Source organism: Candidatus Colwellia aromaticivorans (assembly GCF_003333305.1).
In the GTDB taxonomy this organism is placed as follows: domain Bacteria; phylum Pseudomonadota; class Gammaproteobacteria; order Enterobacterales; family Alteromonadaceae; genus Colwellia; species Colwellia aromaticivorans.
Window position 1 is genome coordinate 1 of record NZ_QOLD01000047.1, and the last position, 22,779, is coordinate 22,779.

Below are 22,779 nucleotides of genomic sequence, written 5' to 3' on the forward strand. Positions count from 1 at the left end.
TTGATACTCGTTTAACAGCAAGTAATTTTGCTGATTTCGAGTGAGTCAGTATCCATTGCAGAGCTTTCACTTTGCCTTGTTTACCTTCTCTGGTTGCTTTTGCAATGCGCATCTGAAGCTTTAATACTTGCAGCTCGACGGCTTTCCAGTTGATGGATTGCCACTGAGTGCCGTAAGAAGAGGCACTAACTTCATTGAAAGTTATCATTTGCGTTTCTCCTTGAATAAAGTTCTTCAAATCATCTTGCAACGGGAGACCAGCTGGAAGTGGGCTCACTTTCGTGTCAGACATTAGTCTGTATCTGCATCATTACAACGCAGCATTAGCTTTCTCCAGCCTCCTTTACCTGCACCACTATCGGCTTTCTTTACAGACAGCTTTCCCTTTCGGGAGCAATACAGGCTTACCGTGTTCCGCATGGAACGCAGTGTCAGGTTAGATGCCCACTCTAATGCGAAGGGCTACTCGATCACGAAAGAGTATATGCCAACCTTTTTCCTACCCTCGTTGCCATTTTGGCCACAGCGTATTAACCACTTCCGCTGCTTCTCGCATTACGCATCTTACATGGGTTCACTTTCATTCATCATACTGACTCCCTAGCACTTACCCGACTTGTGGTTATCAGGAGGAACATCCTCTCACGATTCGTTTCCCGTCCAGTGGACTTTGTTACATTGTCAGACTCGCTACTTTATTCAGAGTCTTAGGGTCATCTGGTGATACAGATGGTTCACTCTTATCGCGGTGAACAGCGTTTCATACGACTTCACGTCGCACGGCACATAGCGAGTTAGAATTTCAACCTTACATCGTTGAAAATCATTAAAGTAGAGTGACTACATAGCACTATTTTCGCCTTGTTAACTTAAAAATTAGCCTATAGCAGAGACTAAAATGAAAGATCAACAGCCCCTAGTATTTGAGACGAGCATAGTAGGTCTTTTGGGCGGCGACACGTGCCTGTCCCATGGTATGTATGCCTTGCTCTGCCAACAGGTGAATCAGGTGCAGGAACACTTCCGCTGTTGCCATGGCGTCACCCAAGGCCGTGTGGCGCCCATGAATATTAATGTTAAAGCGTTCGGCAATAGCTTCCAGCGCGTGTGATTCCTGATTGGGATGGACGACAGCAGACAGTAGCAGGGTATCCAGTACGGGCTGATCGAACACCACCCCGGTAGCCGTTTCCTTCACTTGCAGGCAGCGCATGTCGAATGCGGCATTGTGTGCCACCAGCACGGTATCACCCACAAACGCATGAAAGGCTGGTAATACGTCTTCAATGACGGGCTTTCCTTCCACCATTTCAGGCTGTATGCCGTGAATCGGTATGGTTGCTGTTGGTATGGATCTTCTGGGATCTACCAGTTGATCAAAGTTCTCCTGCTGTAACAGCTTACCGTTGACAATGCGTATGGCTCCGATCTGAATAATTTCATCACCGCCAGCAGGGTCCAGCCCGGTCGTTTCTGTATCAAAGACGGTGTAGGAAAGTTCACTAAGCTTGCAATCTTCCAGTGAACGCGTTTGTTCCGAGGCCTGAAACAGATCAAAGTCGTAAAATTCCGGGCGGCTTTCTTCATTCATCAAAGCTGATGTATTCTGATCCTCTTGTGCTTTAGCCAGTGGTATAAGGAAGCGGAATAATGCCTGATTACCCTCTGCTTCGTGTTCAAACCAGAACGCACCATCATGGCGTTCAACGACATCCTGGATTGTTAATGAGCTTTTTTCACCGCCAAGGCGAATGAAATCTTTTTCGCAATTTAACCTGGTGTCCTTTTTATTGTTTAGTGGAGTCCAGCAAAGATCAAGCTGACCATGAGTTTCGGTCATGCCAAGGCGAAATTGCACCGTGTCGACGCCACATTCCTGGTGTACATGCTCGGTCAGATAGGTGATTGCTTCTAGTAATGTAAAGCTTTCCACTTTCAGCCAAACGGAAGTATCGACACTGGATTCGGTCGCGGTAAGTCCCTCCAGTGCATTAATACGGTTTATGGCGGCCTCAACCAAGTCAGCTCCCAGCATATCTTCGAGGGACCAGTGAGACATGAAGCCATTCACGGTGGTTGATTTTAGTTCATGGATACGTTCCCCAAGTCCCTGCGTTTCTTCACGTAAAACAGCCAGAAGACTTTCTTGCATGGCCGGTTCAATATCGGGGTATTCCAGTACATCAAGAGCCGCCTGCATGTTTGCTATTGCAGCACGACTGCGTTCGGTAAGCGTATTTAGAACGTGATCCTGTTGTGATAGTGCTTCAAATTCATGGGTGATGTTTTCGGTTAAGAGTACAAACCCCGTCATCTGGGCGGATTCCCTGTTTTCAAGTTGTACAGCGCGTACCGGTGCCATTTGTACTCGTAGCAGTTGCCCTGACTGTGTGGTGGTTACAAACTGTGTTGATGGAGATGTTACGTTATGGTGTAAACGGTGTTGAATATTTTCTAGTGCATGTTTGAGTAAATTGCGATTGAACACGCCATAAATTGAACGCCCAAGACCGATCAATTCAACCCCAGCCGCAACATTGGGGCTTTGTGATAATCGATGGAACTGCCTCCGGGCTCGGTTGTTGTATAGCAGGATTCGCCCATCCAGATTGCAAACCACGACACTTTTACTGAGTTCGGACATCAGTGCGGCCAGGCGGTTTTTTTCAAGTTCTGTGTTGTGGGCTGCTTCCTGCACAAGTGTATCCATTTCCTCACGTAATGTTTCTCGCTGCTGCACTAACTGATTGAACAGATCGGTCAAGCTACGGTTTTCAATACTACCACTGGGTTTAAGTTGGCGTTTTACATCGGTGCCAAGCAAAACCTGAGCATCTTCTGCGAGACGGGCAGGGGCTGTCATGAAGTAAGCCACTAGCCAACGCAGTGCGATACCAACCGCACCCAGAGATATCGCCCACATTAAAATCAACAATTCAAGGCTTGGCCCAAGCGTGGCTGCAACTGCATCACGACTTGTTTCGTCAAGGGATGACCAGATCAATATGCCTGTTGCCAGCAGCCATAGCAGGCAGATAATACCAATGATGGCAACACCAATGGCTACTCTCCAGTCAAAACGTCTCATGCCTGATCCAGCATGTCGTGTACTCTTTGTGCCAGTTCTCGGGTGGAAAATGGCTTGATGACGTAACCATTAGCGCCCATTGCCAGTCCCTTGGCGATATCGGTATCACGCCCTTTAGCTGTCAACATCAGGATAAGCATATCTTTAAGATCGGGGTTCGCGCGTACTTCTTGGCAAACATCAAAGCCAGTCTTTTTAGGCATCATGACATCAAGTAACACTAGATCGGGATGCTCTCTGGAAATGGCATCGATCGCTTCTTGACCATCATGTGCTACCACTACAACATAGCCTTCCCGTTTCATTAGGAACTCCAGAGAAATCAAGATATTCTTCTCATCGTCCGCAATCAGGATAGTTTTACTCATTTTTTTGGAACTCCTATCATTATGATGTATCGGTCAGACTGTCTTTTTGCCTGGGTAAGAAAAAGCCAAAGCAGGCACCTTCGCCTATTTTTGACTGTAACCACATGCGCCCGCCAAAATGCTCCACAATTTGACGGCTAATTGGCAAACCTAGGCCAGTACCTGGCTGACGGTCTATTTCACCTTCTACCTGGCGGAACTTTTCAAACACCAGTTGCTGTTTTTCCGGTGCGATCCCTGGCCCGTTGTCAATTACTTCAACCGTGATGCCTTCCTTTGCATCTCGTATATGCACTTCAACCTTACCTTTCTGCTCGGGCACAAACTTGACAGCGTTTGATAGCAAGTTTATCAGCACCTGTATCAAGCGATCAGCATCGGCGCGGATCAATGACACATGCTTCGGGGCATGAACTTCCAATACAGCACCATGTTCCTTATAGATGCCAGAGATGGAATTGACTGACTGCGTTACCAGTTCGAGTATGTCCACATCACTGCTGTGCCACTCGGCATGACCTGCTTCTATTTTTGCCATATCCAGTACCTGGTTCACCAGTCTGCTAAGACGTTCTGCTTCTGACACCACAATGCTGAGAAATTCTAGGCGCTGTTCTTCCTCCATGTCGGGGTCATCCAGCATTAACTCTGTCATTGCGCGGATGGAGGTCAGCGGAGTACGTAATTCATGGGTCACGGATGACATAAAGTTGTCCTTCAATCGATCTAGGCTTTTAAGCTGTTCATTAGCCACTTGTAGTTCCCTGGTGGCCTGTTCCAACGAACGCGACTTTTCTTCCAGTGCTTCCGAATAGGCGCGTAACTGAGAGGCTTCCTCCAGAATGCGCATTACGTCATCCAGTTCCAGAGCCTCTTCTTCCACTACTGAAGCCACCATAATCCGTGCAGAGGCACTGCCAATGGCTCCGGTCAGATGGGTTTCTACAAAGTGTACCAGTGTTGCGTCTTCGGGGATTTGCCCGATCTCATCTACGCCCACTTCCTGAGCATAGTCGGTGAACAGCCGCAGCGCCTTTGTTTCTCCCATAAAACGTCCGGTCAGGTGTAACAGGTCAGTCACTTTTGCCTGGCCCTGCCAGAATACAGGATGGGATAAGTGAGTACGTTCGAAAACATCTACAAACAATAAGGCCTGACTGGTTTCATGGGCTGTTGGGCGTTTCCAGAGTGATACCGCCACGTATGCCGCTATATTAACAAAAAGGCTCCAAAACAGGGAATGGGTCAGATTGTCAAGGCCTACCAGCCCCAGAAATTGCTCTGGCTTAAGCAATTCAATACCAAATAGACCCTGATTAAGAAAATCTTCAGATATCCATCCAGACTTGGCGAGTGAAGGTAACATTAACGTGTAAGACCACATCACAAAACCCAGTAAAAGTCCCGCAAGTGCACCGTCGCGTGTACCGTTTTTCCAGTACATTCCGCCCAACATAGCGGGTGCGAATTGTGCGACAGCGGCAAAACTGATCAGGCCAATGCTAACCAGGGCATAGGCTTCCCCGGCTAAATGAAAATACAGGTAGCCCAATAGCAGGATGCCGATGATGGCAATACGGCGAATGAAAAGTAGCAATTTGGTCAGGTCGCCGCCGGAGCGTTCACCAAGTCGCGTGGTGCGCAATAGCACCGGCATGACCAGGTCATTACACACCATGGTTGATATAGCGATGACTTCGACAATCACCATACCGGTCACAGCCGATAGCCCGCCAACAAAAGCGAATAAGGCCAGCATGTTCTGGCCGTGTGCCAGTGGTAGGGAAAGCACAAAGGTCTCAGCATTTACGGGGGCAGTACCAAAATAAAGCAGTCCTCCCAATGCAATGGGTAAGACAAAAATATTGATCAGCAATAAATAAAGCGGGAACACCCAGACTGCTCGTTTCAAGTGTTGCTCGTCGACATTTTCCACAACCATGATCTGAAATTGGCGTGGTAGAAAAATAACCGACAGCATGGCCAGTAGTGTCAGAGCAAACCATTGGGTGTAGGCAAACGAGCGTCCTTGGTCAAAGGTCAGTAACGCCTTGATTTCTGCTATTGCTGATGCCTGGGAAAATATGTCTGACATGCCGTCAAAAATGCCATAAGTCACAAATAGTCCTACCGCCAGAAAAGCCACCAGCTTGACGACTGACTCAAGGGCAATGGCTGCCACCAGTCCTTCATGGCGCTCACTGCTATCTAGATGCCTGGTACCGAATATGATGGTGAACCCCGCCAGTATCAATGCCATATACAAGGTTCCATCAGACCACCAGGCGGACGGTGGTGTAGCAATGCCACCCAGAGGGGTGGTCATCACTTTGTAACCGCTGGAAATGGCTTTTAACTGCAAGGCGATATAAGGAACAATGCCGACCACTGTGATTATTGTTACCAGCCCAGCCAGCAAGGGACTTTTGCCATAGCGACTGGCAATGAAATCGGCGATAGACGTAATACGGTAGGTTTTCGCAATGCGGATCATTTTTCGCACCACGAGCCAGGCCAGGATCATGGATAGCATAGGCCCGAGGTAAATGGGCAGAAACCACACTCCGGCGCTGGCGGCAAGTCCCACGCTACCGAAGTAGGTCCATGCGGTACAATACACGGCCATGGACAGGGCATATACCCACGGACTGGCAATGATGGATTGCCCAGTTTCTGCACGTTTGTCACCGAAATAGGCGACAGCAAACAGAATAAACAGATAAGTAAAAGAGACAGTTATGACCAGAGTTGGGGAGAGCATTAGCTAGTCTTCCGCTTTTCCATCACCCAGGCCAGGGCTGCAATTAATATTCCCCAGATCAGAAATAATCCAAATGGCAGGAGTGGCCATCCCAGTACATGTATATCCTTATCCCATAGCGCAAGTAGTGGGAAGTTCAGAAACACTATGCCTGTCAGCGATAGAGCAATCAGGCGTTGTGATGTCATGCCTTTTAACATAATCCCTCCAAATAGGAACGAATCTCCATAGACATTCAATAATTAACAGTATCAAAATCAAAGCCCGACGGGCTTTTATACCAATCAGATTAATCAATGGGTCAAATTTTAATGAGGATAAATTTTCAAGAACAAGACGCTTGATTGACCAATAGCTGGCTATTAGGATTGAAAGCAACGATGTTATTGGATATTTAGACCATTTAAAAAGATCACTTAGTTAGTCTGATTGGTATTATTCCTTAGGTAACTGTGAAGGCTCCTTTTATTATAGAAGCATTTTATATAAACACATCTATTTGAGCTCCTTGTCTTGTTCTGTAATTGTATCGACAAATTCGCTCTCTTTTAAGTGACCCGAAAAAGTTTTCCACAACAGCATTATCATAACAATTCCCTCTAGCACTCATGCTGCATCTTCAAGTGGAGCGGGTATAAGTCCATTACGACTATAAAGTGCTCATTGTGACCTATTAATTTTTGTCGTTTATCCGTCGGTATTAGGCTAGGTTTTGGTCTTTGGCATGAGTTCTTTAATGGAGCTCAAAAACTATTCATTTCTGCTACAGAGTTATTATTTTTCACCACAAACAGTACATTTTTTCTGTTTCTTCATGGTAAAATGTTGCCATTGGTTTGATAAACCATCAAACAAATTCAATTTATTAATTTGAGCTTTATTGCCAGTAAGTAACTTTATTGCTTGTAATGTTTGCATGCCTGCAACTATTGCGAGTACAGGGCCTAAAATACCAATGGTTTGGCAATTGTTGGCAGGTGCTTTTTCTGATGATGGAAATAAGCAATGATAACAAGCGCTGTCGTTATCTCTGGGGTCTATCACCATTTGTTGACCGTCAAAGCCTGTTGCTGCGCCGACAACTAAAGGGACTTTATAAGTAACACAAGCTTGGTTGATTAAATAACGAGTGGCAATGTTATCTGAGCAATCAAGTACCAAATCTACCTGTGGTAAATAGTAATCACATAGCTCTTCATCTAGCATGTCATCAATGGCTTCAATTTGGCAATCTGGGAATTGTTGATTGAGTTTTTCTGCGGCGGTATCTGCTTTATTTTGATTAATATCTTGTTCGCTAAACTGTATTTGTCTAGGTAAGTTACTTAATTCAATGGTATCACCGTCAGCTAAATATAAAGTGCCAACACCGGCGGCAGCTAAGTATAAGCTAGCCGGATTTCCCAAGCCGCCAACACCAACAATAAGTACTTTGGCGTTACGCAGGGATACTTGCCCAGATTGGCCAATTTTGTCGAGCATAATCTGTCTGGAATATTTTAGTTGTTCTTGCGTTGTTAACACATTTTTTCCTTTTATCTATTTCTTCTAAATTGGCTTTCTAACATTTAATACAGATAAGTTCGAACGGCACCAGCTTTAAACTGTAAATACACTTGTTGATTTATACATAGCGCTAACTTTTGTTGTGAATAAGTACTGATATGAACAAAAAACTCTTGTCCTGAGCAAATAACGGTAACTAATACAGAATGCGTAGACTCATCTAAAGAACTCGACTCTATTGCCTTAATAGTCCCTGATACATGATTCACAATAGTGCTATTTTGGGATTCAGATAAGCAAATACTGATATCGCTAGCCAAAATAAAGCAACGTAGATGCTTATGCTTGGTAAGTTCACCGGGTAAACGTGGTAATAAAATTTCCTGCTCAGCGAGTGCCAATACCATTAATCCTTGGCCATTGTCTGTGCTTGCTATTGGCAGAGATAAACTGGTTTGTTGATGGATTAATTGTTCATTTGGTAAACGAGCTGACAGAAAGTTTAGTTGATGAATAGTATGGTGAATATTACCATAATTTATGACCTTTCCTTGTGACAATATCAACAGGTTGTCACACACTTGTTGTAGCTCATCTAAAGAGTGGCTAACGTATAAAATAGGTAAATTAAGTTGCTGCTGTACTTTGACAATTAAGCCTAATAACTTAGTTTTACTTACCTGATCAAGGGCACTTAATGGTTCATCAAGGAGTAATAATTTTGGCTCAGTTAATAAAGCTCGTGCTAAGGCAACGCGTTGTTTTTGACCACTAGAAAGATCAGTCACATTGGCATCAGCTAAATGGTCTAATTCGGTTAACCTGAGTATATCAATGAGATTTAATTGACTACTAACACAGCGCCTAGCTGCGTACTTTAAATTATCGCGTACGGTTAAATGCGGAAATAAGCGGCTGTCTTGAAATACTAAACTGATGTTGCGTTGTTCAGGCTTCACACCTAAATTTTGTGAAGTGTCGATGAACGTTTTTTCATTTAAAACTATCGAGCCAGTGATATTCTTTTCTAAACCTGCAATAGCTCTTAGTAGCGTGGATTTACCTGAGCCAGAATGACCAAAAACACCTGTGATACCTTTTAAATCAAGCACCTGATTAATAGCGAAATCAAACGATTTGTAATGGAGATTGAAGTCTAGGTTGAGTATAGTCATCAGTTAGCTCGCTTTCCTGTTTTAAGACGAGGAAGGTTTAACAAATAAACCGAGGCTAATAAAATCATTGAACCGATAAGTAAACTGATGGCAAGGACATGCGCTTTGGCATAATCAAAGGCTTCTACGTGATCAAATAATGCAATTGATAATACGCGGGTTTCACCAGGAATATTACCCCCTATCATTAATATCACGCCAAATTCGCCTACGGTATGGGCAAAGCCGAGGCTAGCCGCGGTGATAAAACTGGATTTCGTTAAGGGGAGCACTATCGTGAAAAACCTATCTATCGGTCCAGCACCTAGCATAGCTCCAGCTTCTAATAATGAGCCACCTAATTGCTCAAAAGCTTTTTGTAATGGCTGCACTACAAAAGGTAGCGAATACAATACTGAGCCAGTGACAATAGCCGAAAAACTAAAGGCAAGTTGTTGCCCTGTTACTTGCTGCCACATTTGCCCGGGTAAATGCTGTGGTGAAAAAGCGATTAATAAATAAAAACCTAATACGGTTGGCGGTAAAACTAAGGGTAGGGCAACAATGGCTTCAATAATTACTTTAAAGCGACTGGTCATTTTAGCAAGAAACCAAGCCAGCGGCGTACCAATCAATAACAGGATCACAGTGGTGAGTGCCGCCATTTTCAAAGTAACTGCTAGGGCCAGAAGATCAGGGCTTGGCATGATTTTTCTCTTGTTGAGTGAATTGCTGAATTGGCTGTTGAGGGAGCGCGTTGTTAGCATAGCCAAAGCTTACTATTTTTTTCTGAATTTTTGGAGATAATAAAAATTGGCTTAACCGTTTAGCATGATCAATATTAGCCCTATTTTTAATAATGACTAATTGTTGCTGTATAGGGAGATGATAACTACTGGGAATAACAACGCCAGCTAACTTATTAATAACTAACTGGCTATTAGCTACTAAACCACTGCGTACTGCTTGGCTGCGTACCTGAGAGAAAGTTTGATTAATATTAATGCCAGTAATTAAGCTGTTTTGATACTGTTGCCATAAGCCTAAATGTTGCAATGTTTGTTTTGCGGCTTTTCCATAAGGGGCTATGTCAGGGTTGGCAATAGCAAAATATTTTGGTGGTGTTGCTAAGTCACTCAATTGTGCTTTGTTATGCATTGATAACAGTGCTAACTGACCAATAGCGTAAGTTTTTCGACTGTTGATTAGTATTAAATTTTGCTGTTCGAGTAGTTTAGGTCTAACGCTGTCAGCGGCGATATATATATCGAAAGGGGCGCCATGTTTTATTTGTAAAAATAATGCCCCTGTAGCGCCACTAATAATTTGAGTATTAATATTAGTTTGTTGGTGAAATTCAAACAGTAACTCTTTTAATACGGGAGTGAAATTTGCAGCAACGGCAATACGTAATGGGTTATCAGTATTATGATTCGAGGCAAAGCTAACGCCCATACAGCTAATGCTTATATACAATAGAAAGCAAATAAGGTTTAGTGGTTCTAGCCTTGATAAGATCATTTTAACTTACCACTTTTGCGCTTTAGTATCGTCGGTTGCTTTAGCATCAAGCCAAGATTCGCCTTGCTCTGTACGTTCTTTTTTCCAAAAGGGTGCTTCTACTTTTAAAAAATCCATAATAAATTCGTTGGCGGCGAAAGCATCATGTCGATGTTTACTGGTTACCCCAACAAATACAATTTGCTCGCCAATGTTTAGTTCGCCAATACGGTGGATTACTTTTACCCGACCAATATTCCACCGGGTTTTGGCAATGTTAATTATTTTCGCTAATGACTTTTCTGTCATTCCTGAATAATGCTCTAATGTTAAGCCACTGACATCCATGCCATTGTTATTATTTCTTACACGGCCTGTAAACGTGACGATAGCGCCATCGATGGGATTATCTTGCTCAAGCAACGCAACTTCGTCAGCCAAGCTAAAATCACTTGTTTGTATGGATATTTCTTGATTCATATTTTTGCTCTTTAACTTTTTTACTTGTCCTTCGACTGTTCGTTCCTCACGCTCAGGATGAACGGAGGATTTTCGTTCCTTACCGTCAGGGTATACATTTTTCCGTTTGTCTGCTTTTCGTTCTTTCGTTTGTCTGCTTTTCCGTTTGTCCTGAGCTTGTCGAAGGAAGCTTGTCGCCCTTCGACTGTTCGTTCCTCACGCTCAGGATGAACGGAGGATTTTCGTTCCTCACGCTCAGGATGAACGGAGGATTTTCGTTCCTCACGCTCAGGATGAACGGAGGATTTTCGTTCCTCACGCTCAGGATGAACGGAGTGTTTTCGTTCCTCACGTTCAGGATGAACGGAGGATTTTCGTTCCTCACGCTCAGGATGAACGGAGGATTTTCGTTCCTCACGCTCAGGATGAACGGAGGATTTTCGTTCCTCACGCTCAGGATGAACGGAGGATTTTCGTTCCTCACGCTCAGGATGAACGGTATGTTATCCACCCGTAACCGGAGGGAAAAAAGCCACTTCATCACCGGATTTAATTTGTTGCTCACTATCAACCATATCGTGATTAACTGCACTCAATAATGACGTATTAGCAAAGAGGGCTTGCCATTGCTCACTTTTACTGGCTAATTGCAGTTTTAAATCAGCCACGGTAGTTATATTTTCACTACTTACGGTTATTTCACTACAGTCTAATTGCTCGCGTAGGGCGGCAAAAAAAACAACTTTGATCATGGTTTTCTCCTACAATTTTACTCTAAACTCATTTTCATCTTTTACCTAAAAGAAGTGACACTAGTTAGCCTGCCAATGACCTGATTTACCACCTTCTTTGGTCAACACTTTTATGCCTGAAATTTCCATCGCAGGATCGGCGGCTTTACACATATCAAATAAGGTTAAGCAGGCGACAGATACAGCGGTTAATGCTTCCATCTCTACGCCAGTTTGCCCTGTTAATCGGCATAAACTTATTACTTTCACTGATGAGTTTTCAGCATCTAAAGTGAAATCGACTTGTACTTTACTCAGCATTAAGGGGTGGCATAAAGGAATTAAGTCACTACATTTTTTTGCCGCTTGAATGCCTGCAATACGTGCTACGGCAAAAACATCACCTTTTTTGTGTTTACCTGTAGTGATCAACTCAAAAGTTGCACGATTCATTTTTATGAATCCTTGTGCGGTTGCCGTGCGTGAAGTCATCGCTTTTTCGGTGACATCAACCATATTGGCTTCACCTTGCTGATTAAGGTGACTTAATTCTGGCGCTGAGGTTGTTGAATTACTCATTAGCCGCGAGTCTCACATTGCTGAGCCGACATATTTAAATGTGGCACAAAGTTGCATGGTCTGTGACTTGCGTCAAGTTGTTCTTTAATCACTTTATCCCAAGCGGTTTTACAAGCATTGGTTGACCCAGGTACACAGAGAACCACTGTTTTGTTAGCTATGCCACCAAAGGCGCGCGATTGAATGGTTGATGTGCCAATTTCAGCTAAAGACACGTGACGAAACACTTCCCCAAAGCCTTCAACATTTTTATCAAATAATGGCATTAGTGCTTCTGGTGTATTATCTCGCTCGGTGAAACCAGTGCCACCCGTTGAAATAATAGCGTTAATACTGTCGTCTGCTATCCACTTAGATACTTGCGCGCGTAGTTGGTAAACATCATCAATAACAATGGCTTTATCGGCTAGGTTATGACCTGCCGTCGTTAAGCGTTCAACTAACGCTTGGCCAGAGGTGTCGTTTGATTCGTTGCGTGTATCTGATACGGTTAAGACCGCAATATTTAAAGGGATAAACGTTTTGCCGCCGTGTGCTGACATAGTGGTGCCTTTTATTAATATATAAATGTATAGAGTAAATTAAGCGTTTAAAAATTAAACTGTTTTTTTGCCTGCTGCCATTGCTCAGGCGTATTGGTATTAAATAAAGCCTCACTATCACCACACTGAATCGCTTGATGTGGTATTTGTTGTAGTAACGCTTTTATTGATGGGCCGTTCTTTTTCGTTGCTTTTCCTGAAATATTGCCGCTGTTTATTAATGAATTGTTGGAAAATATCTTTGAAAAAAACATTTCAATATAGGCATTGTTCGGTAAATACAACGGAATATGATGATCTTCAAAGTAGGTAGCTTTGTGGCTCAATTCACCTTTAATGCGCAAATTAGCTAAGATTTCTGTCGTCATAAAGGGTAAATCAACAGGGAGTATCAATAATGATTTAGTCTGAGGGAAATTTGATAATACGCTATAAATTCCTCCTACAGGGCCACTATTTTTGACCTTATCTGGTATGTCATATTCATTACCGCTAACCACGACATTATTGACACCTGAGTTAATCAATAATTGCTTCGAAAAGTTAAGCATATCCGTGGTGTTACGTAGTAATTTAGCTTTATCTTGACCCATGCGAGAAGATAACCCGCCTGCTAGCACGACACCTAAGCACTCATTACTTGAAAATTCACTTGAAACTTTACCGGGTAAAACTGTTTTAAAAGAAGTCATATTAACCGCCTAACATAGCCAAGTGCTTAGTACCGCCGGTTAGCTTATCATGCAAAAAATGGGTGGCTTTTTTATCGCCCAATAATGATAATATTTTAGCTTGTAATGGTTCAATATCGTCCGATTGTAATTGCTCACGTAAAGACAAACCACTTTCACCAAACAGGCATAAATGAAGTTTACCTGATGAACTGACGCGTAAGCGGTTACAGCTTTCACAAAAATCTTTTGAATAGGGCATGATTAAGCCAATGCGGCCTTTATAATCAGGGTGGTAAAATTCTTGGGCAGGTCCAGCTGCTTTGTCTTGAATGACTGGCAACCAACCATCAAGAATTAAATTTTGCTTGATACGTGAACCTTGCACATGTTGTGCATCAAAAAATTTTTGATTATCTCCGGTTTGCATTAATTCGATAAAACGTAAAGTGACGGGTGTGTCTTTTAACCAATCTAAATAGCTTTGAATATCTCTACCACTGTATTCACGCATCAATACTGTATTTACTTTGACGGTCGGTCGACCATCGGCTAGTGCCATGTCAATACCTTTTAAAATGGTATCAAGCTTATTATGGCCGGTAATGGCAAGAAATTTACGAGGATCTAAACTATCAATGCTGATATTTATGGCATCAATCCCCGCGTCTAACCACTGCGGTATGTGTTCAGGTAATTTAAAGCCGTTGCTCGTAATCGCAACTTTTTTAATTCCTTGGGTTTGTTTGCAACTAGCAATAATGTCAGGTAAATCTTTACGAAGTGCTGGTTCACCACCCGTGATGCGAATTTTTTCTGTGCCTAAACTTGCAAAAGCAGCAGTTACACGCTGTATTTCAGTTAGTGACATAAAATCGCGCGGTGTATCACATTGATAACCGTCAGGTAGGCAGTAATTGCAACTGAAGTTACATACGTCAGTAATAGATAGGCGCAGATAATAAAATCTGCGACCAAAGTTGTCTGTTAACATGTCACCTTTCCAAATGTGGGAGGCTAACGTGTTTCCTTGTTAACCCTGGCAGCAAGCTATTTTTTGAAAATAACTGCTACGGCTTATAATTACTTGACCTTATTTGTGAAAATATAGATGTTAGCAATTACAGCTCGGTGTAAATTATTTATAGTCTTATGACTAATATTTAGTATATATCATTTAATGACAAGTATCGTAATTGATTTTGAGTGTGATTATTTTGATCCGCAACAATAAATACCTGATGCGTGCAGCATAAAAGTTAAATCGCTATTACTTTATTGCGAAAGTGAGCGATACTAGCGTCATTGAAAATAGTTATGTTATTAATGCTAAGTGAGTACTTTATGTCTGATTGTTGTTCTGCCCCTGGTTTATTGCCTTTTGAACAGGCGCTGCAAAATATGTTGTCACAAATAACCCCTGTTACTGAAACCGTTAATATAGCAATAGAACAAGCGCTGAACTCTGTATTAGCACAAGATATCTTTAGTCCCCTTAATGTACCTAATCATGACAATTCGGCTATGGATGGTTATGCTTTTGCGCTTGAGAGTTTACACCAAACTAAAATATTAACCTTAGTTGGTCGCTCTATGGCAGGCGCGCCTTACCAAGGGACATGCAAGTTAGGCGAATGTATACGTATTATGACGGGCGCTAAAATGCCACCGTGTTGTGATAGCGTTGAAATGCAGGAAAATGTTCAGGCGAATGATAGTGAGATTACTTTCTTAAATGAAAAGCAGTTTGGCTCTCATGTGCGAAAAGCGGGTGAAGATATTCAATTAGGGCAACAAGTACTGAATAAAGGTCATAAGATATCAGCGGTAGATATTGGTATCTTAGCCTCTCTAGGTATCGCCGAAGTGCGTGTTTATCGCAAATTAACGGTAGCGTTAATTGCAACAGGTGATGAGCTAAAATTACCGGGGCAAGCGTTAAATTCGGGTGATATATATGAGAGCAACAGTTTTGTGTTACGAGCCATGTTAGAAAAGTTACATGTTGAGGTGATTGATTTTGGTGTGATTGAAGATGACTTTGAAGCCATAAAAGCTGCTTTTGTTAGTGCTGACAAACAAGCAGATGCTGTTATTTCATCCGGTGGTGTTTCTGTTGGTGATGCGGATTACACCAAAACAGTATTAGATGATTTAGGCGAAATTGGTTTTTGGAAAATAGCGATGAAGCCGGGCAAGCCGTTTGCTTTTGGTAAGTTGCCTAACAGTGTTTTTTTTGGTTTGCCGGGCAACCCAGTTTCAGCATTAGTAACGTTTCACCAATTGGCTTTAGTTGCGTTAACTAAAATGCAAAATGCACAGCCGTTAAAGCGTACAATATTACAAGTGAAATGTACCAATGATTTAAGAAAATCTCCCGGACGTATGGACTTTCAACGAGGTATATTGAGTGTAAATGAGCAGGGCGAAAATATTGTTGTCTCAACGGGCTCGCAAGGCTCAGGCATTTTATCTAGTTTAGCGCACGCTAATTGTTTTATTGTTTTAGGGTCTGATCAGGGAAAGGTAGCTTCGGGAGAAACAGTGACGGTGCAGTTATTTGACGAATTTATTGCGTAAGCGCAATAAAATAAAAAGGCTTTAAGGTATTTATATACCTCAAAGCCTTAAGTGATTTACAGTTGTGCGAAACACTTAGCCGCAGCTTCAAGGGTTTTCTCGATAATATCATCGGTATGAGCAGTAGATAAAAATCCCGTTTCAAACGCTGATGGCGCAAGGTAAACCCCGTGCTCTAGCATTAGGTGAAAGAAGCGGTTAAATTTTTCACTATCACAAGCCATTACTTGTTCAAACGTTGTTATGGGTTGCTCATCATCAGTAAAGAAAAATCCAAACATAGCACCGACATAGTTAATACTTAAATTAACACCATGTCGTTCTGCTGCCGCTTTTAAGCCCATGGCTAATTTTTCAGTCGCAGCAGTTAGTTGCTTATGTTTATCACCTTTTGCCAATTCTGTTAACGAGGCTAGGCCTGCAGCCATGGCTATCGGGTTACCTGACAGTGTACCCGCTTGATATACAGGGCCTACCGGTGCAATGTAATCCATGATTTCTTGTTTACCACCGAAAGCGCCTACTGGCATACCACCACCAATAACTTTACCTAAGGTAGTTAAATCTGGTTTGATCTTGTAATGTGCTTGAGCGCCGCCCAATGCTACGCGAAAACCTGTCATTACTTCATCAAGAATTAATACTGAGCTGTATTGATCACATACTGCACGTAAGCCTTCAAGGAAACCTTCAACAGGAGGAATACAATTCATATTGCCTGCTACTGGCTCAACGATAATGCAGGCGATTTGATCGGGATATTCAGCAAAAATTTCTTTTACTTGTTCAATGTTATTATAGCTAACGGTTAGCGTGTGCTTGGCAAAATCAGCAGGAATACCCGGAGAATTTGGTACACCTAAGGTTAATGCACCAGAGCCAGCTTTGACTAGTAATGAGTCAGCATGACCATGATAGCAACCTTCAAATTTTAAAATTTTATCACGATTAGTGTAACCACGGGCTAAGCGAATAGCACTCATGGTAGCTTCTGTGCCAGAGCTAACCATGCGTAGTGATTCCATTGACGGTACTAATTCACGTACTTTTTCTGCCATGGTTATTTCTAGCTCTGTAGGAGCACCAAAGCTTAAACCATTCTGGGCAGTGTTAATTACCGCATCTAAAATTGCAGGATGGTTATGACCTAGAATCATCGGCCCCCATGAGCCGACATAATCAATGTAAGCATTATCATCTGCATCATAAATATAAGCGCCTTGCGCGCGTTTAATAAAAGGTGGCGTACCACCCACACCATTAAAAGCGCGTACAGGAGAATTAACACCACCAGGGATCACGTTCATTGCTTGAGAAAATAATTGTTCTGACTTACTCGTCATTAAATTTGTCGTTTGGTTCATAAATGTACTCTTTATTTTTTCACTGGTTAATTATTTGACCTGACAAAGGTCGATTTTCACTCAGTAAATAAGGAAATATTAATAATTATTATCGTTATATATCTATGTAATCTCAATATGCAGGCATTATGAACCTCGCATTTTGAAGTGTCATGGGTATAAATAGGTAATTTAGCGCTTATTTGTATGCCAGTTTACCTCTTTTTCATATTGGGTTAATTGATCTTCAACACCTAATGTTAAGGCAAATAATGCCATTCTGACTAAAATACCATTTTGTGCTTGTCTGAAAATGGCTAGGCTGTCTAAATCATTTAAATCACTATCTAATTCATTTGCTTCAGGGCGAGAATCTCTTGGCAGCGGGTGCATAATCACGGTATTTTCACGACAATATTGCTGATATATACTCTTGTTCAAACTGAAATGTCCGCGATACAAATCAGCTTCGTCTTTGCTAGCAAAACGCTCTTGTTGAATACGGGTTTGATAAATCACATCGCAAGATAAGTTTCCTGCCATAGTGTCAGTGATGATGACTTGATGGCCTGAATCTTCAAGGGCTGATACAACGCTGTCAGGCATTTGTAGTGCGGTTGGTGACACCATAGTCACTTTGACATTATTATAAAGGCTGAGCAGTTTTGACAATGAATGCACCGTTCGACCGTGTTTTAAATCACCCATCAAAACAATATCAAGGTTATCTAAACCTTTATGAAAGTGCATCATTTCAGACTGTATAGTAAATAAATCTAAAAGTGCTTGTGTTGGATGTTCATTTGCACCGTCGCCCCCATTAATAACAGGAACGGTACTGCCTTTAGCAAACTTTTCAACCGAATGCATTTGCGGATGACGCATGGCGATAACATCAGAGTAACCACTAATTACTTGTGCAGTATCAAATAAAGATTCACCTTTGCTGAGGGATGAATTTTCTTGTCCGACGGTTTCTCGTACATAGCCGCCTAGTAAATTAAAAGCGCTACCAAAGCTCACACGAGTACGGGTGCTAGGTTCGAAAAATAAATTACTTAAAATAGCACCTTCAAGTACTGTACAGCGTTTCTGACGAGCTGCGTAGGGCGCCATATTTGCGGAAATATCTAATATTCTGGCTATTGCTTCGCGGTCAAGTTGCGAAACGGACAAAATATGACTACCTTGAAAATTCATCATATTGAAAAGCATTTGAGAAAAAATTTGCCGAAATATAGCATAAAAAAGCGCTTTTTAAAATCACTTGTATCATACCAATTGAATTAATGAATCCATAACTTAGAGATGACCAATACGGGATTAATCTAAGATATAAAAAATATTGTTAAACGACCTTGTGTAGCACATTTAGATTTTGGGACTAATTTTCTACGAATATCGATAAATGCTAATTAAATGTTAATCACATTAAAAGTAAAATAAGTAAATTTGAAAATGAGAGAAGTAGTTATATACCCGTGACCATTCAAAGTGCTCTGAATCGAGCACTTTGAATGATTACGGGTATACATATGGAACGGGTATAAAAGGTTTTCAGAATAAAACGTTAGGATTTTATCCTGAAAAGTTAAATATAGTTCGAGGAAATAAGGTTAACTTGGTTTCACGTAAACTAAAATAATTACTGCGAAAAGGGCTAACACTGGAATTTCATTAAAAATGCGGTAGAATTTTCCTGAACGTGTGTTTTTATCTTGTTGAAATGTTTTTACTAGCTTAAAGCAATAACCATGATAACTGAGTAATAAAATTACCAATGTCAATTTTATGTGTAACCATTTTGCGCTGACAAACCATGAATAGCCATATGCATAAATAAGTACTAAACCTAACAATACAGTTAATATGGCAAAGGGAGTAATGAAATAAAGTAGGCGTCTTTCCATACCTTTTAAATGCTCTGCTACTTCTCTAGAAGTTGTTTCTGCATGATTTACAAATAAGCGGGGTAAATAAAAAATACCGGCAAACCAAGCAACCATAAAAATAACATGGAATGCTTTAAACCATAAAAGGTGATTTATTATAAACGCGTTCATTACTTTAATTTTCCTTTAATTGAAGTTAGTTTATTTGTGTAGGGTAAAACCAACGGGACTCATTTATTGCTTAACTTGATAAAGTTTTCCTATCACTAATTTACCTGTAACAAGATATTGTCTAATTTGTTCAAAGGTGACTATGCCCATTAACTCATTAACATCGTTTTGATAAATGTATACTCCTCCGCAACGCTCGGTAATTAATAGTTGGTATGCCTCTGCTAATGTTGCTTGATGAGAGATAGGAATCAGTTTATGTAAACGCATTTTATCTGAAATCTGATAGGTAACTGTTTCGCTGTTAGTGAGTGTGTTATCTGTTTTATTCGATAATTTACTCGATAAGGGAATCTGTTCACTAAATTCAGCCCAATAATAATCAACTATTTCTACAACGTTATTATGTTTAGTGACTTTTTTAATAGTTTTGTTAATCACTGGTACGTTAATATCACTACTAACAATAAGGCCTGCAAGCGAGCGTTGTGATGCTTTTTCTACTAATTCAAATTTTTCTATCATTAGGCCTAAAACACCAATTTTTTGTAATGTTTTTTCGACGGGAGGTTTTTCATAAATAAGGTTTTGTGCATCAAGTTGCATCGTAAATATTGAGCGATTTTTAAATAATTGACCAGAGATTATGCTTGAAATGGTTATTACGATCATCGCTGGTACGATTATTTCTAGTTGTCCAGATAATTCAACAACGGCTAACAATGCTGCTAAGGGGGCATTTAAGCTAGCAGCCATAAGGCCAGCCATGCCCATTAAAATAAAATCACTGCCAATGTGCACACTAGGGTAAAATTGCATAACTAATGCGCCACTTAGTGCGCCTGCAATAGCACCAATACTAATGATAGGACCTATAATACCGCCAGGAATACCTAATCCTAGTGCAAAGGTAGTCATTATAAACTTAGCTAACAATAAACTAATTAATAATCCTATCTGCAAGTCACTGCCTAAAGCTACATCAATAGCACTGGTACCTGTGCCCATAGCGCCGGGAATTAAATAGCCTAAACTACCGGTGATCAGCGCAGCTATCATAAGCCTTGGTACGATATGTAGCTTTGCACTATGCTTAATTATGCCAACTAAGCTTTTATTGAAAGCAGCGGCAAGTACACCTAAGAAAATGGCTAGAATCACTAAGGGAATATAGTGCTGGTCAATTAATTCAATTTTATGGAAAAATTCAAAGTTATGTGAGGTATCAAAAACAGAGCTAGTCACTAACGAGCCAACCAATGAAGCCAACATGATAGGAATAAAAATATGCACTTTATATTCACGCATAATAACTTCCATAACAAAAAGCACTGCGGCTATAGGGGTATTAAAAGTAGCTGCTATACCTGCGGCAATACCACAAGCACATAAAGTACGAATACTATTATGAGGAAGCTTTAAGAGACTGCCTAAATAACTACTACATGCAGCGCCTAAATGTACAGCGGGTCCTTCTCTACCGACGGAAAATCCAGAAGCAAGCGCTACCGCACTACCAAAAAATTGATTTAAGGTGTTTTTTAACGGAATAACGCCATGAGCTACTTTTAATCGATACAAAACAAAAGGAATACCTGTCCTTAAATATTTATAGCCCGTTAGCCAAGCAAATAGTAAAATAATCAGTGAACCAACGATAGGTAAATCAAAACGACTTATTTCATCTAAGGTGTTATAGTTATCGCGTTTAACTAGGTAGAGTTGTTGAATTCCCTCAATAGTTAAGGTAAACAAAACGACTAATAATGCTGATGCAAAGCCACCAATAATGGCAAGCAAACAAATTTGCCATGAGGTTTTAGGTAATGCTAGGTGCTTTCTTACTGCGTTAAGAGGTTTCATTATTATTGGTAACTAGTGTTATTTCATATTATTTTTATTGGGTTATTATACGTTACACATGAATTGGTTAGCAAAAATAAATCTTACCGTAGTTATTGAACGTTTAGGCCCATTTAAATCGGCATTGTTCTTAGTTATTCTGATGGTGATCTGTTTATTTACAGGTTATAGGCTAGGCAATTTTTATCATAATTTTCAAACGACCACATTAGCACAACAAAAAAATCGACTTAAAGATCTATATCAAGAGCAAGCGCTTCAAGTTGAGCGAATTCACACGTTAGAAGTAGAGTTAGCTGTTGAGCAATTGGCCAATCAAAATGCGCAAGTGACATTAAAACAAATGGCTGATGAGCATTATCAGGTAAAGAAGCAGTTAGGGTTTTATGAAAAAGTGATGGCACCTGAGAAAGGTGCTAATGGCTTAGTGATTGATAATGTAAAAGTTACAGCCAGTAAAAGCCCGAATCATTATAATTTTCAAATTACTCTAGTGCAGCAAAAGCTCAAAAAACGCTATGCTAAAGGTTATGTTGATATAATGGTGACAGGTAGTTTTGCAAATAAGCCTAGTCAATTAAAATTGTCTGACATTTCTAAGACGACTAAAAAAAGTTTGTCGTTTAGTTTTAAATATTTTCAAGTTATTTCAGGTGACTTTACTTTACCTAATGATTTTATTGCTGAAAAAATACAAGTGTCAGCGATATTAACGAAAAGTAAATGGCAGAAATATCAAAAACTTAATAAAACTCTCCCTTGGAATTTGTAATAATACTTGATTAAATTAGTCAGGTTTAAGATAATTACCAAGATTTATCTTGTTTACCCCTTTTGTTTACCTTATTTTAAGTAGAAAGTAGAGTTCTATGTCTGATCCTATCTCAAATCCGGAATTACCAATTAAGTTCACTGATGCTGCAGCTAAAAAAGTGCTGTCTTTGATTACTGAAGAAGAAAATCCAGCATTAAAGCTTAGAGTTTATGTTACTGGTGGCGGTTGTTCTGGTTTTCAGTATGGCTTTACTTTTGACGAAAAAGTGAATGATGGTGATATGACCATTGATAAACAGGGCGTAACGATGGTTATCGATCCAATGAGTTTACAATACTTAGTTGACGGTGAAGTAGATTACCTTGAAAGTTTAGAAGGTAGCCGTTTTGTTGTGAATAACCCCAATGCCTCAACAACGTGTGGCTGTGGCTCTTCTTTTTCTATCTAGTTTCTATCTAGTTTCTATCTAGTTTCTATACGGCGTTAAATAATCAAAGCATAGAATGACTATGCTTGAATGACTATGCTTGAATTATTTTTCTTGCCTAAAGTCATTTTAATTCCCACTGAAATTCTGCACTTTGACTAGTAATACCAACTGAAATAATGAATTAGTCAATTCAGAGCTGTGTCAGGGAAGTTAGAACTAGCAAAATTTGTGCGTATATAGTGAAGGTCTGGGTAAAACACTTAGCTAAGTTTTACATTCCAGGGCAATAATGTTTCGATATCAAGTGCAGAGTTGGTCAATTGCTCTAGGCAATGCATGAGATAGTCGAATGGTATTAATCCATTC

General features: G+C 40.8%; 23 protein-coding genes, 1 pseudogene and 1 riboswitch. Of the genes and pseudogenes, 3 read left to right on the forward strand and 21 right to left on the reverse strand.

Features of this window, described 5'->3' with window-relative positions:
- The 17 genes and pseudogenes from DWA31_RS17175 to moaA form a co-directional block, all read right to left on the reverse strand.
- A partial coding sequence (locus tag DWA31_RS17175; protein ID WP_210725563.1) for a reverse transcriptase N-terminal domain-containing protein occupies positions 1-208 on the reverse strand: 208 nt, incomplete at its 3' end.
- Positions 209-916: 708 nt separating this feature from the next.
- Entirely contained in the window at positions 917-3,088 is a 2,172-nt protein-coding gene (locus DWA31_RS06860) for a 3'-5' exonuclease (protein WP_114325872.1), read from the reverse strand.
- Complete coding sequence (locus tag DWA31_RS06865) at positions 3,085-3,456, reverse strand: response regulator transcription factor (protein ID WP_114325873.1); 372 nt, start codon at positions 3,454-3,456, stop codon at positions 3,085-3,087. Before DWA31_RS06865 ends, DWA31_RS06860 begins: the two co-directional genes overlap by 4 nt.
- Positions 3,457-3,475: 19 nt before the next feature.
- Positions 3,476-6,217, reverse strand: coding sequence for an ATP-binding protein (locus DWA31_RS06870; RefSeq protein ID WP_114325874.1), 2,742 nt, complete (start codon positions 6,215-6,217; stop codon positions 3,476-3,478).
- Complete coding sequence (locus DWA31_RS06875) at positions 6,217-6,417, reverse strand: hypothetical protein (protein WP_114325875.1); 201 nt, start codon at positions 6,415-6,417, stop codon at positions 6,217-6,219. The genes DWA31_RS06870 and DWA31_RS06875 overlap by 1 nt, the downstream gene beginning before the upstream one ends.
- A gap of 287 nt (positions 6,418-6,704) precedes the next feature.
- Positions 6,705-6,833, reverse strand: a pseudogene (locus tag DWA31_RS17835) (IS3-like element ISCps2 family transposase); the annotation flags it as partial.
- Between the two features lie 158 nt (positions 6,834-6,991).
- Positions 6,992-7,741, reverse strand: coding sequence for a HesA/MoeB/ThiF family protein (locus DWA31_RS06890; RefSeq protein WP_114325877.1), 750 nt, complete (start codon positions 7,739-7,741; stop codon positions 6,992-6,994).
- 44 nt (positions 7,742-7,785) lie between these two features.
- Positions 7,786-8,898: a molybdenum ABC transporter ATP-binding protein gene (gene modC / locus DWA31_RS06895; RefSeq protein WP_114325878.1), complete on the reverse strand. Its 1,113-nt coding sequence runs from the start codon at positions 8,896-8,898 to the stop codon at positions 7,786-7,788.
- Positions 8,898-9,584: a molybdate ABC transporter permease subunit gene (gene modB / locus DWA31_RS06900; protein WP_210725564.1), complete on the reverse strand. Its 687-nt coding sequence runs from the start codon at positions 9,582-9,584 to the stop codon at positions 8,898-8,900. Before modB ends, modC begins: the two co-directional genes overlap by 1 nt.
- The gene (gene modA, locus DWA31_RS06905; protein ID WP_245942524.1) at positions 9,571-10,332 is read right to left on the reverse strand and encodes a molybdate ABC transporter substrate-binding protein; all 762 of its coding nucleotides are present in this window, start codon (positions 10,330-10,332) and stop codon (positions 9,571-9,573) included. The genes modB and modA overlap by 14 nt, the downstream gene beginning before the upstream one ends.
- A gap of 72 nt (positions 10,333-10,404) precedes the next feature.
- Positions 10,405-10,857, reverse strand: a complete 453-nt coding sequence (gene moaE, locus DWA31_RS06910; protein ID WP_114325880.1) for a molybdopterin synthase catalytic subunit MoaE — start codon at positions 10,855-10,857, stop codon at positions 10,405-10,407.
- A gap of 85 nt (positions 10,858-10,942) precedes the next feature.
- Complete coding sequence (locus DWA31_RS17035; protein WP_136037980.1) at positions 10,943-11,347, reverse strand: hypothetical protein; 405 nt, start codon at positions 11,345-11,347, stop codon at positions 10,943-10,945.
- Complete coding sequence (moaD, locus tag DWA31_RS06915) at positions 11,340-11,588, reverse strand: molybdopterin converting factor subunit 1 (RefSeq protein WP_114325881.1); 249 nt, start codon at positions 11,586-11,588, stop codon at positions 11,340-11,342. The genes DWA31_RS17035 and moaD overlap by 8 nt, the downstream gene beginning before the upstream one ends.
- Positions 11,589-11,648: 60 nt before the next feature.
- Positions 11,649-12,146, reverse strand: coding sequence for a cyclic pyranopterin monophosphate synthase MoaC (moaC, locus tag DWA31_RS06920; RefSeq protein ID WP_114325882.1), 498 nt, complete (start codon positions 12,144-12,146; stop codon positions 11,649-11,651).
- Positions 12,146-12,688 carry a molybdenum cofactor biosynthesis protein B gene (moaB, locus tag DWA31_RS06925; protein ID WP_114325883.1) on the reverse strand — a complete coding sequence of 181 codons (543 nt, stop codon included), beginning with the start codon at positions 12,686-12,688 and terminating at the stop codon, positions 12,146-12,148. The genes moaC and moaB overlap by 1 nt, the downstream gene beginning before the upstream one ends.
- 47 nt (positions 12,689-12,735) lie before the next feature.
- Positions 12,736-13,380, reverse strand: a complete 645-nt coding sequence (gene mobA / locus DWA31_RS06930; RefSeq protein WP_114325884.1) for a molybdenum cofactor guanylyltransferase — start codon at positions 13,378-13,380, stop codon at positions 12,736-12,738.
- Between the two features lies 1 nt (position 13,381).
- Positions 13,382-14,353, reverse strand: coding sequence for a GTP 3',8-cyclase MoaA (gene moaA / locus DWA31_RS06935; protein WP_114325885.1), 972 nt, complete (start codon positions 14,351-14,353; stop codon positions 13,382-13,384).
- Positions 14,340-14,505: riboswitch (molybdenum cofactor riboswitch) on the reverse strand. It overlaps the preceding gene by 14 nt.
- A gap of 198 nt (positions 14,506-14,703) precedes the next feature.
- On the opposite strand from moaA, the gene moeA reads away from it, so the two are divergent.
- Entirely contained in the window at positions 14,704-15,939 is a 1,236-nt protein-coding gene (gene moeA, locus DWA31_RS06940; protein ID WP_114325886.1) for a molybdopterin molybdotransferase MoeA, read from the forward strand.
- A 56-nt stretch (positions 15,940-15,995) separates the two neighbouring features.
- Here moeA and hemL read toward each other — a convergent pair whose 3' ends face one another.
- The 4 genes from hemL to DWA31_RS06960 form a co-directional block, all read right to left on the reverse strand.
- Positions 15,996-17,282, reverse strand: a complete 1,287-nt coding sequence (gene hemL / locus DWA31_RS06945) for a glutamate-1-semialdehyde 2,1-aminomutase (RefSeq protein WP_114325891.1) — start codon at positions 17,280-17,282, stop codon at positions 15,996-15,998.
- A 192-nt stretch (positions 17,283-17,474) separates the two neighbouring features.
- On the reverse strand, positions 17,475-18,485 hold the full coding sequence (locus tag DWA31_RS06950; protein WP_114325887.1) for an aspartate carbamoyltransferase: 1,011 nt from the start codon (positions 18,483-18,485) through the stop codon (positions 17,475-17,477).
- Between the two features lie 413 nt (positions 18,486-18,898).
- Complete coding sequence (hemJ, locus tag DWA31_RS06955) at positions 18,899-19,345, reverse strand: protoporphyrinogen oxidase HemJ (RefSeq protein ID WP_245942526.1); 447 nt, start codon at positions 19,343-19,345, stop codon at positions 18,899-18,901.
- Positions 19,346-19,408: 63 nt separating this feature from the next.
- Entirely contained in the window at positions 19,409-21,208 is a 1,800-nt protein-coding gene (locus tag DWA31_RS06960; RefSeq protein WP_114325888.1) for a chloride channel protein, read from the reverse strand.
- 58 nt (positions 21,209-21,266) lie between these two features.
- On the opposite strand from DWA31_RS06960, the gene DWA31_RS06965 reads away from it, so the two are divergent.
- Together DWA31_RS06965 and erpA are read left to right on the forward strand one after the other, a co-directional pair.
- Entirely contained in the window at positions 21,267-21,980 is a 714-nt protein-coding gene (locus DWA31_RS06965; protein WP_114325889.1) for a DUF6776 family protein, read from the forward strand.
- A 97-nt stretch (positions 21,981-22,077) separates the two neighbouring features.
- The gene (gene erpA / locus DWA31_RS06970; RefSeq protein ID WP_168427302.1) at positions 22,078-22,431 is read left to right on the forward strand and encodes an iron-sulfur cluster insertion protein ErpA; all 354 of its coding nucleotides are present in this window, start codon (positions 22,078-22,080) and stop codon (positions 22,429-22,431) included.
- The last annotated feature ends 348 nt before the right edge of the window (positions 22,432-22,779 follow it).

What these genes read in the sequence shown, in the direction of transcription:
- DWA31_RS06860 (WP_114325872.1), bottom strand. Translation starts at nt 3,088, where the DNA reads ATGAGACGTTTTGACTGGAGAGTAGCCATTGGTGTTGCCATCATTGGT.
- DWA31_RS06865 (WP_114325873.1), bottom strand. Translation starts at nt 3,456, where the DNA reads ATGAGTAAAACTATCCTGATTGCGGACGATGAGAAGAATATCTTGATT.
- DWA31_RS06870 (WP_114325874.1), bottom strand. Translation starts at nt 6,217, where the DNA reads ATGCTCTCCCCAACTCTGGTCATAACTGTCTCTTTTACTTATCTGTTT.
- DWA31_RS06875 (WP_114325875.1), bottom strand. Translation starts at nt 6,417, where the DNA reads ATGTTAAAAGGCATGACATCACAACGCCTGATTGCTCTATCGCTGACA.
- modC (WP_114325878.1), bottom strand. Translation starts at nt 8,898, where the DNA reads ATGACTATACTCAACCTAGACTTCAATCTCCATTACAAATCGTTTGAT.
- modB (WP_210725564.1), bottom strand. Translation starts at nt 9,584, where the DNA reads ATGCCAAGCCCTGATCTTCTGGCCCTAGCAGTTACTTTGAAAATGGCG.
- modA (WP_245942524.1), bottom strand. Translation starts at nt 10,332, where the DNA reads ATGGGCGTTAGCTTTGCCTCGAATCATAATACTGATAACCCATTACGT.
- moaE (WP_114325880.1), bottom strand. Translation starts at nt 10,857, where the DNA reads ATGAATCAAGAAATATCCATACAAACAAGTGATTTTAGCTTGGCTGAC.
- moaD (WP_114325881.1), bottom strand. Translation starts at nt 11,588, where the DNA reads ATGATCAAAGTTGTTTTTTTTGCCGCCCTACGCGAGCAATTAGACTGT.
- moaC (WP_114325882.1), bottom strand. Translation starts at nt 12,146, where the DNA reads ATGAGTAATTCAACAACCTCAGCGCCAGAATTAAGTCACCTTAATCAG.
- moaB (WP_114325883.1), bottom strand. Translation starts at nt 12,688, where the DNA reads ATGTCAGCACACGGCGGCAAAACGTTTATCCCTTTAAATATTGCGGTC.
- mobA (WP_114325884.1), bottom strand. Translation starts at nt 13,380, where the DNA reads ATGACTTCTTTTAAAACAGTTTTACCCGGTAAAGTTTCAAGTGAATTT.
- moaA (WP_114325885.1), bottom strand. Translation starts at nt 14,353, where the DNA reads ATGTTAACAGACAACTTTGGTCGCAGATTTTATTATCTGCGCCTATCT.
- moeA (WP_114325886.1), top strand. Translation starts at nt 14,704, where the DNA reads ATGTCTGATTGTTGTTCTGCCCCTGGTTTATTGCCTTTTGAACAGGCG.
- hemL (WP_114325891.1), bottom strand. Translation starts at nt 17,282, where the DNA reads ATGACGAGTAAGTCAGAACAATTATTTTCTCAAGCAATGAACGTGATC.
- DWA31_RS06950 (WP_114325887.1), bottom strand. Translation starts at nt 18,485, where the DNA reads ATGATGAATTTTCAAGGTAGTCATATTTTGTCCGTTTCGCAACTTGAC.
- hemJ (WP_245942526.1), bottom strand. Translation starts at nt 19,345, where the DNA reads ATGAACGCGTTTATAATAAATCACCTTTTATGGTTTAAAGCATTCCAT.
- DWA31_RS06960 (WP_114325888.1), bottom strand. Translation starts at nt 21,208, where the DNA reads ATGAAACCTCTTAACGCAGTAAGAAAGCACCTAGCATTACCTAAAACC.
- DWA31_RS06965 (WP_114325889.1), top strand. Translation starts at nt 21,267, where the DNA reads ATGAATTGGTTAGCAAAAATAAATCTTACCGTAGTTATTGAACGTTTA.
- erpA (WP_168427302.1), top strand. Translation starts at nt 22,078, where the DNA reads ATGTCTGATCCTATCTCAAATCCGGAATTACCAATTAAGTTCACTGAT.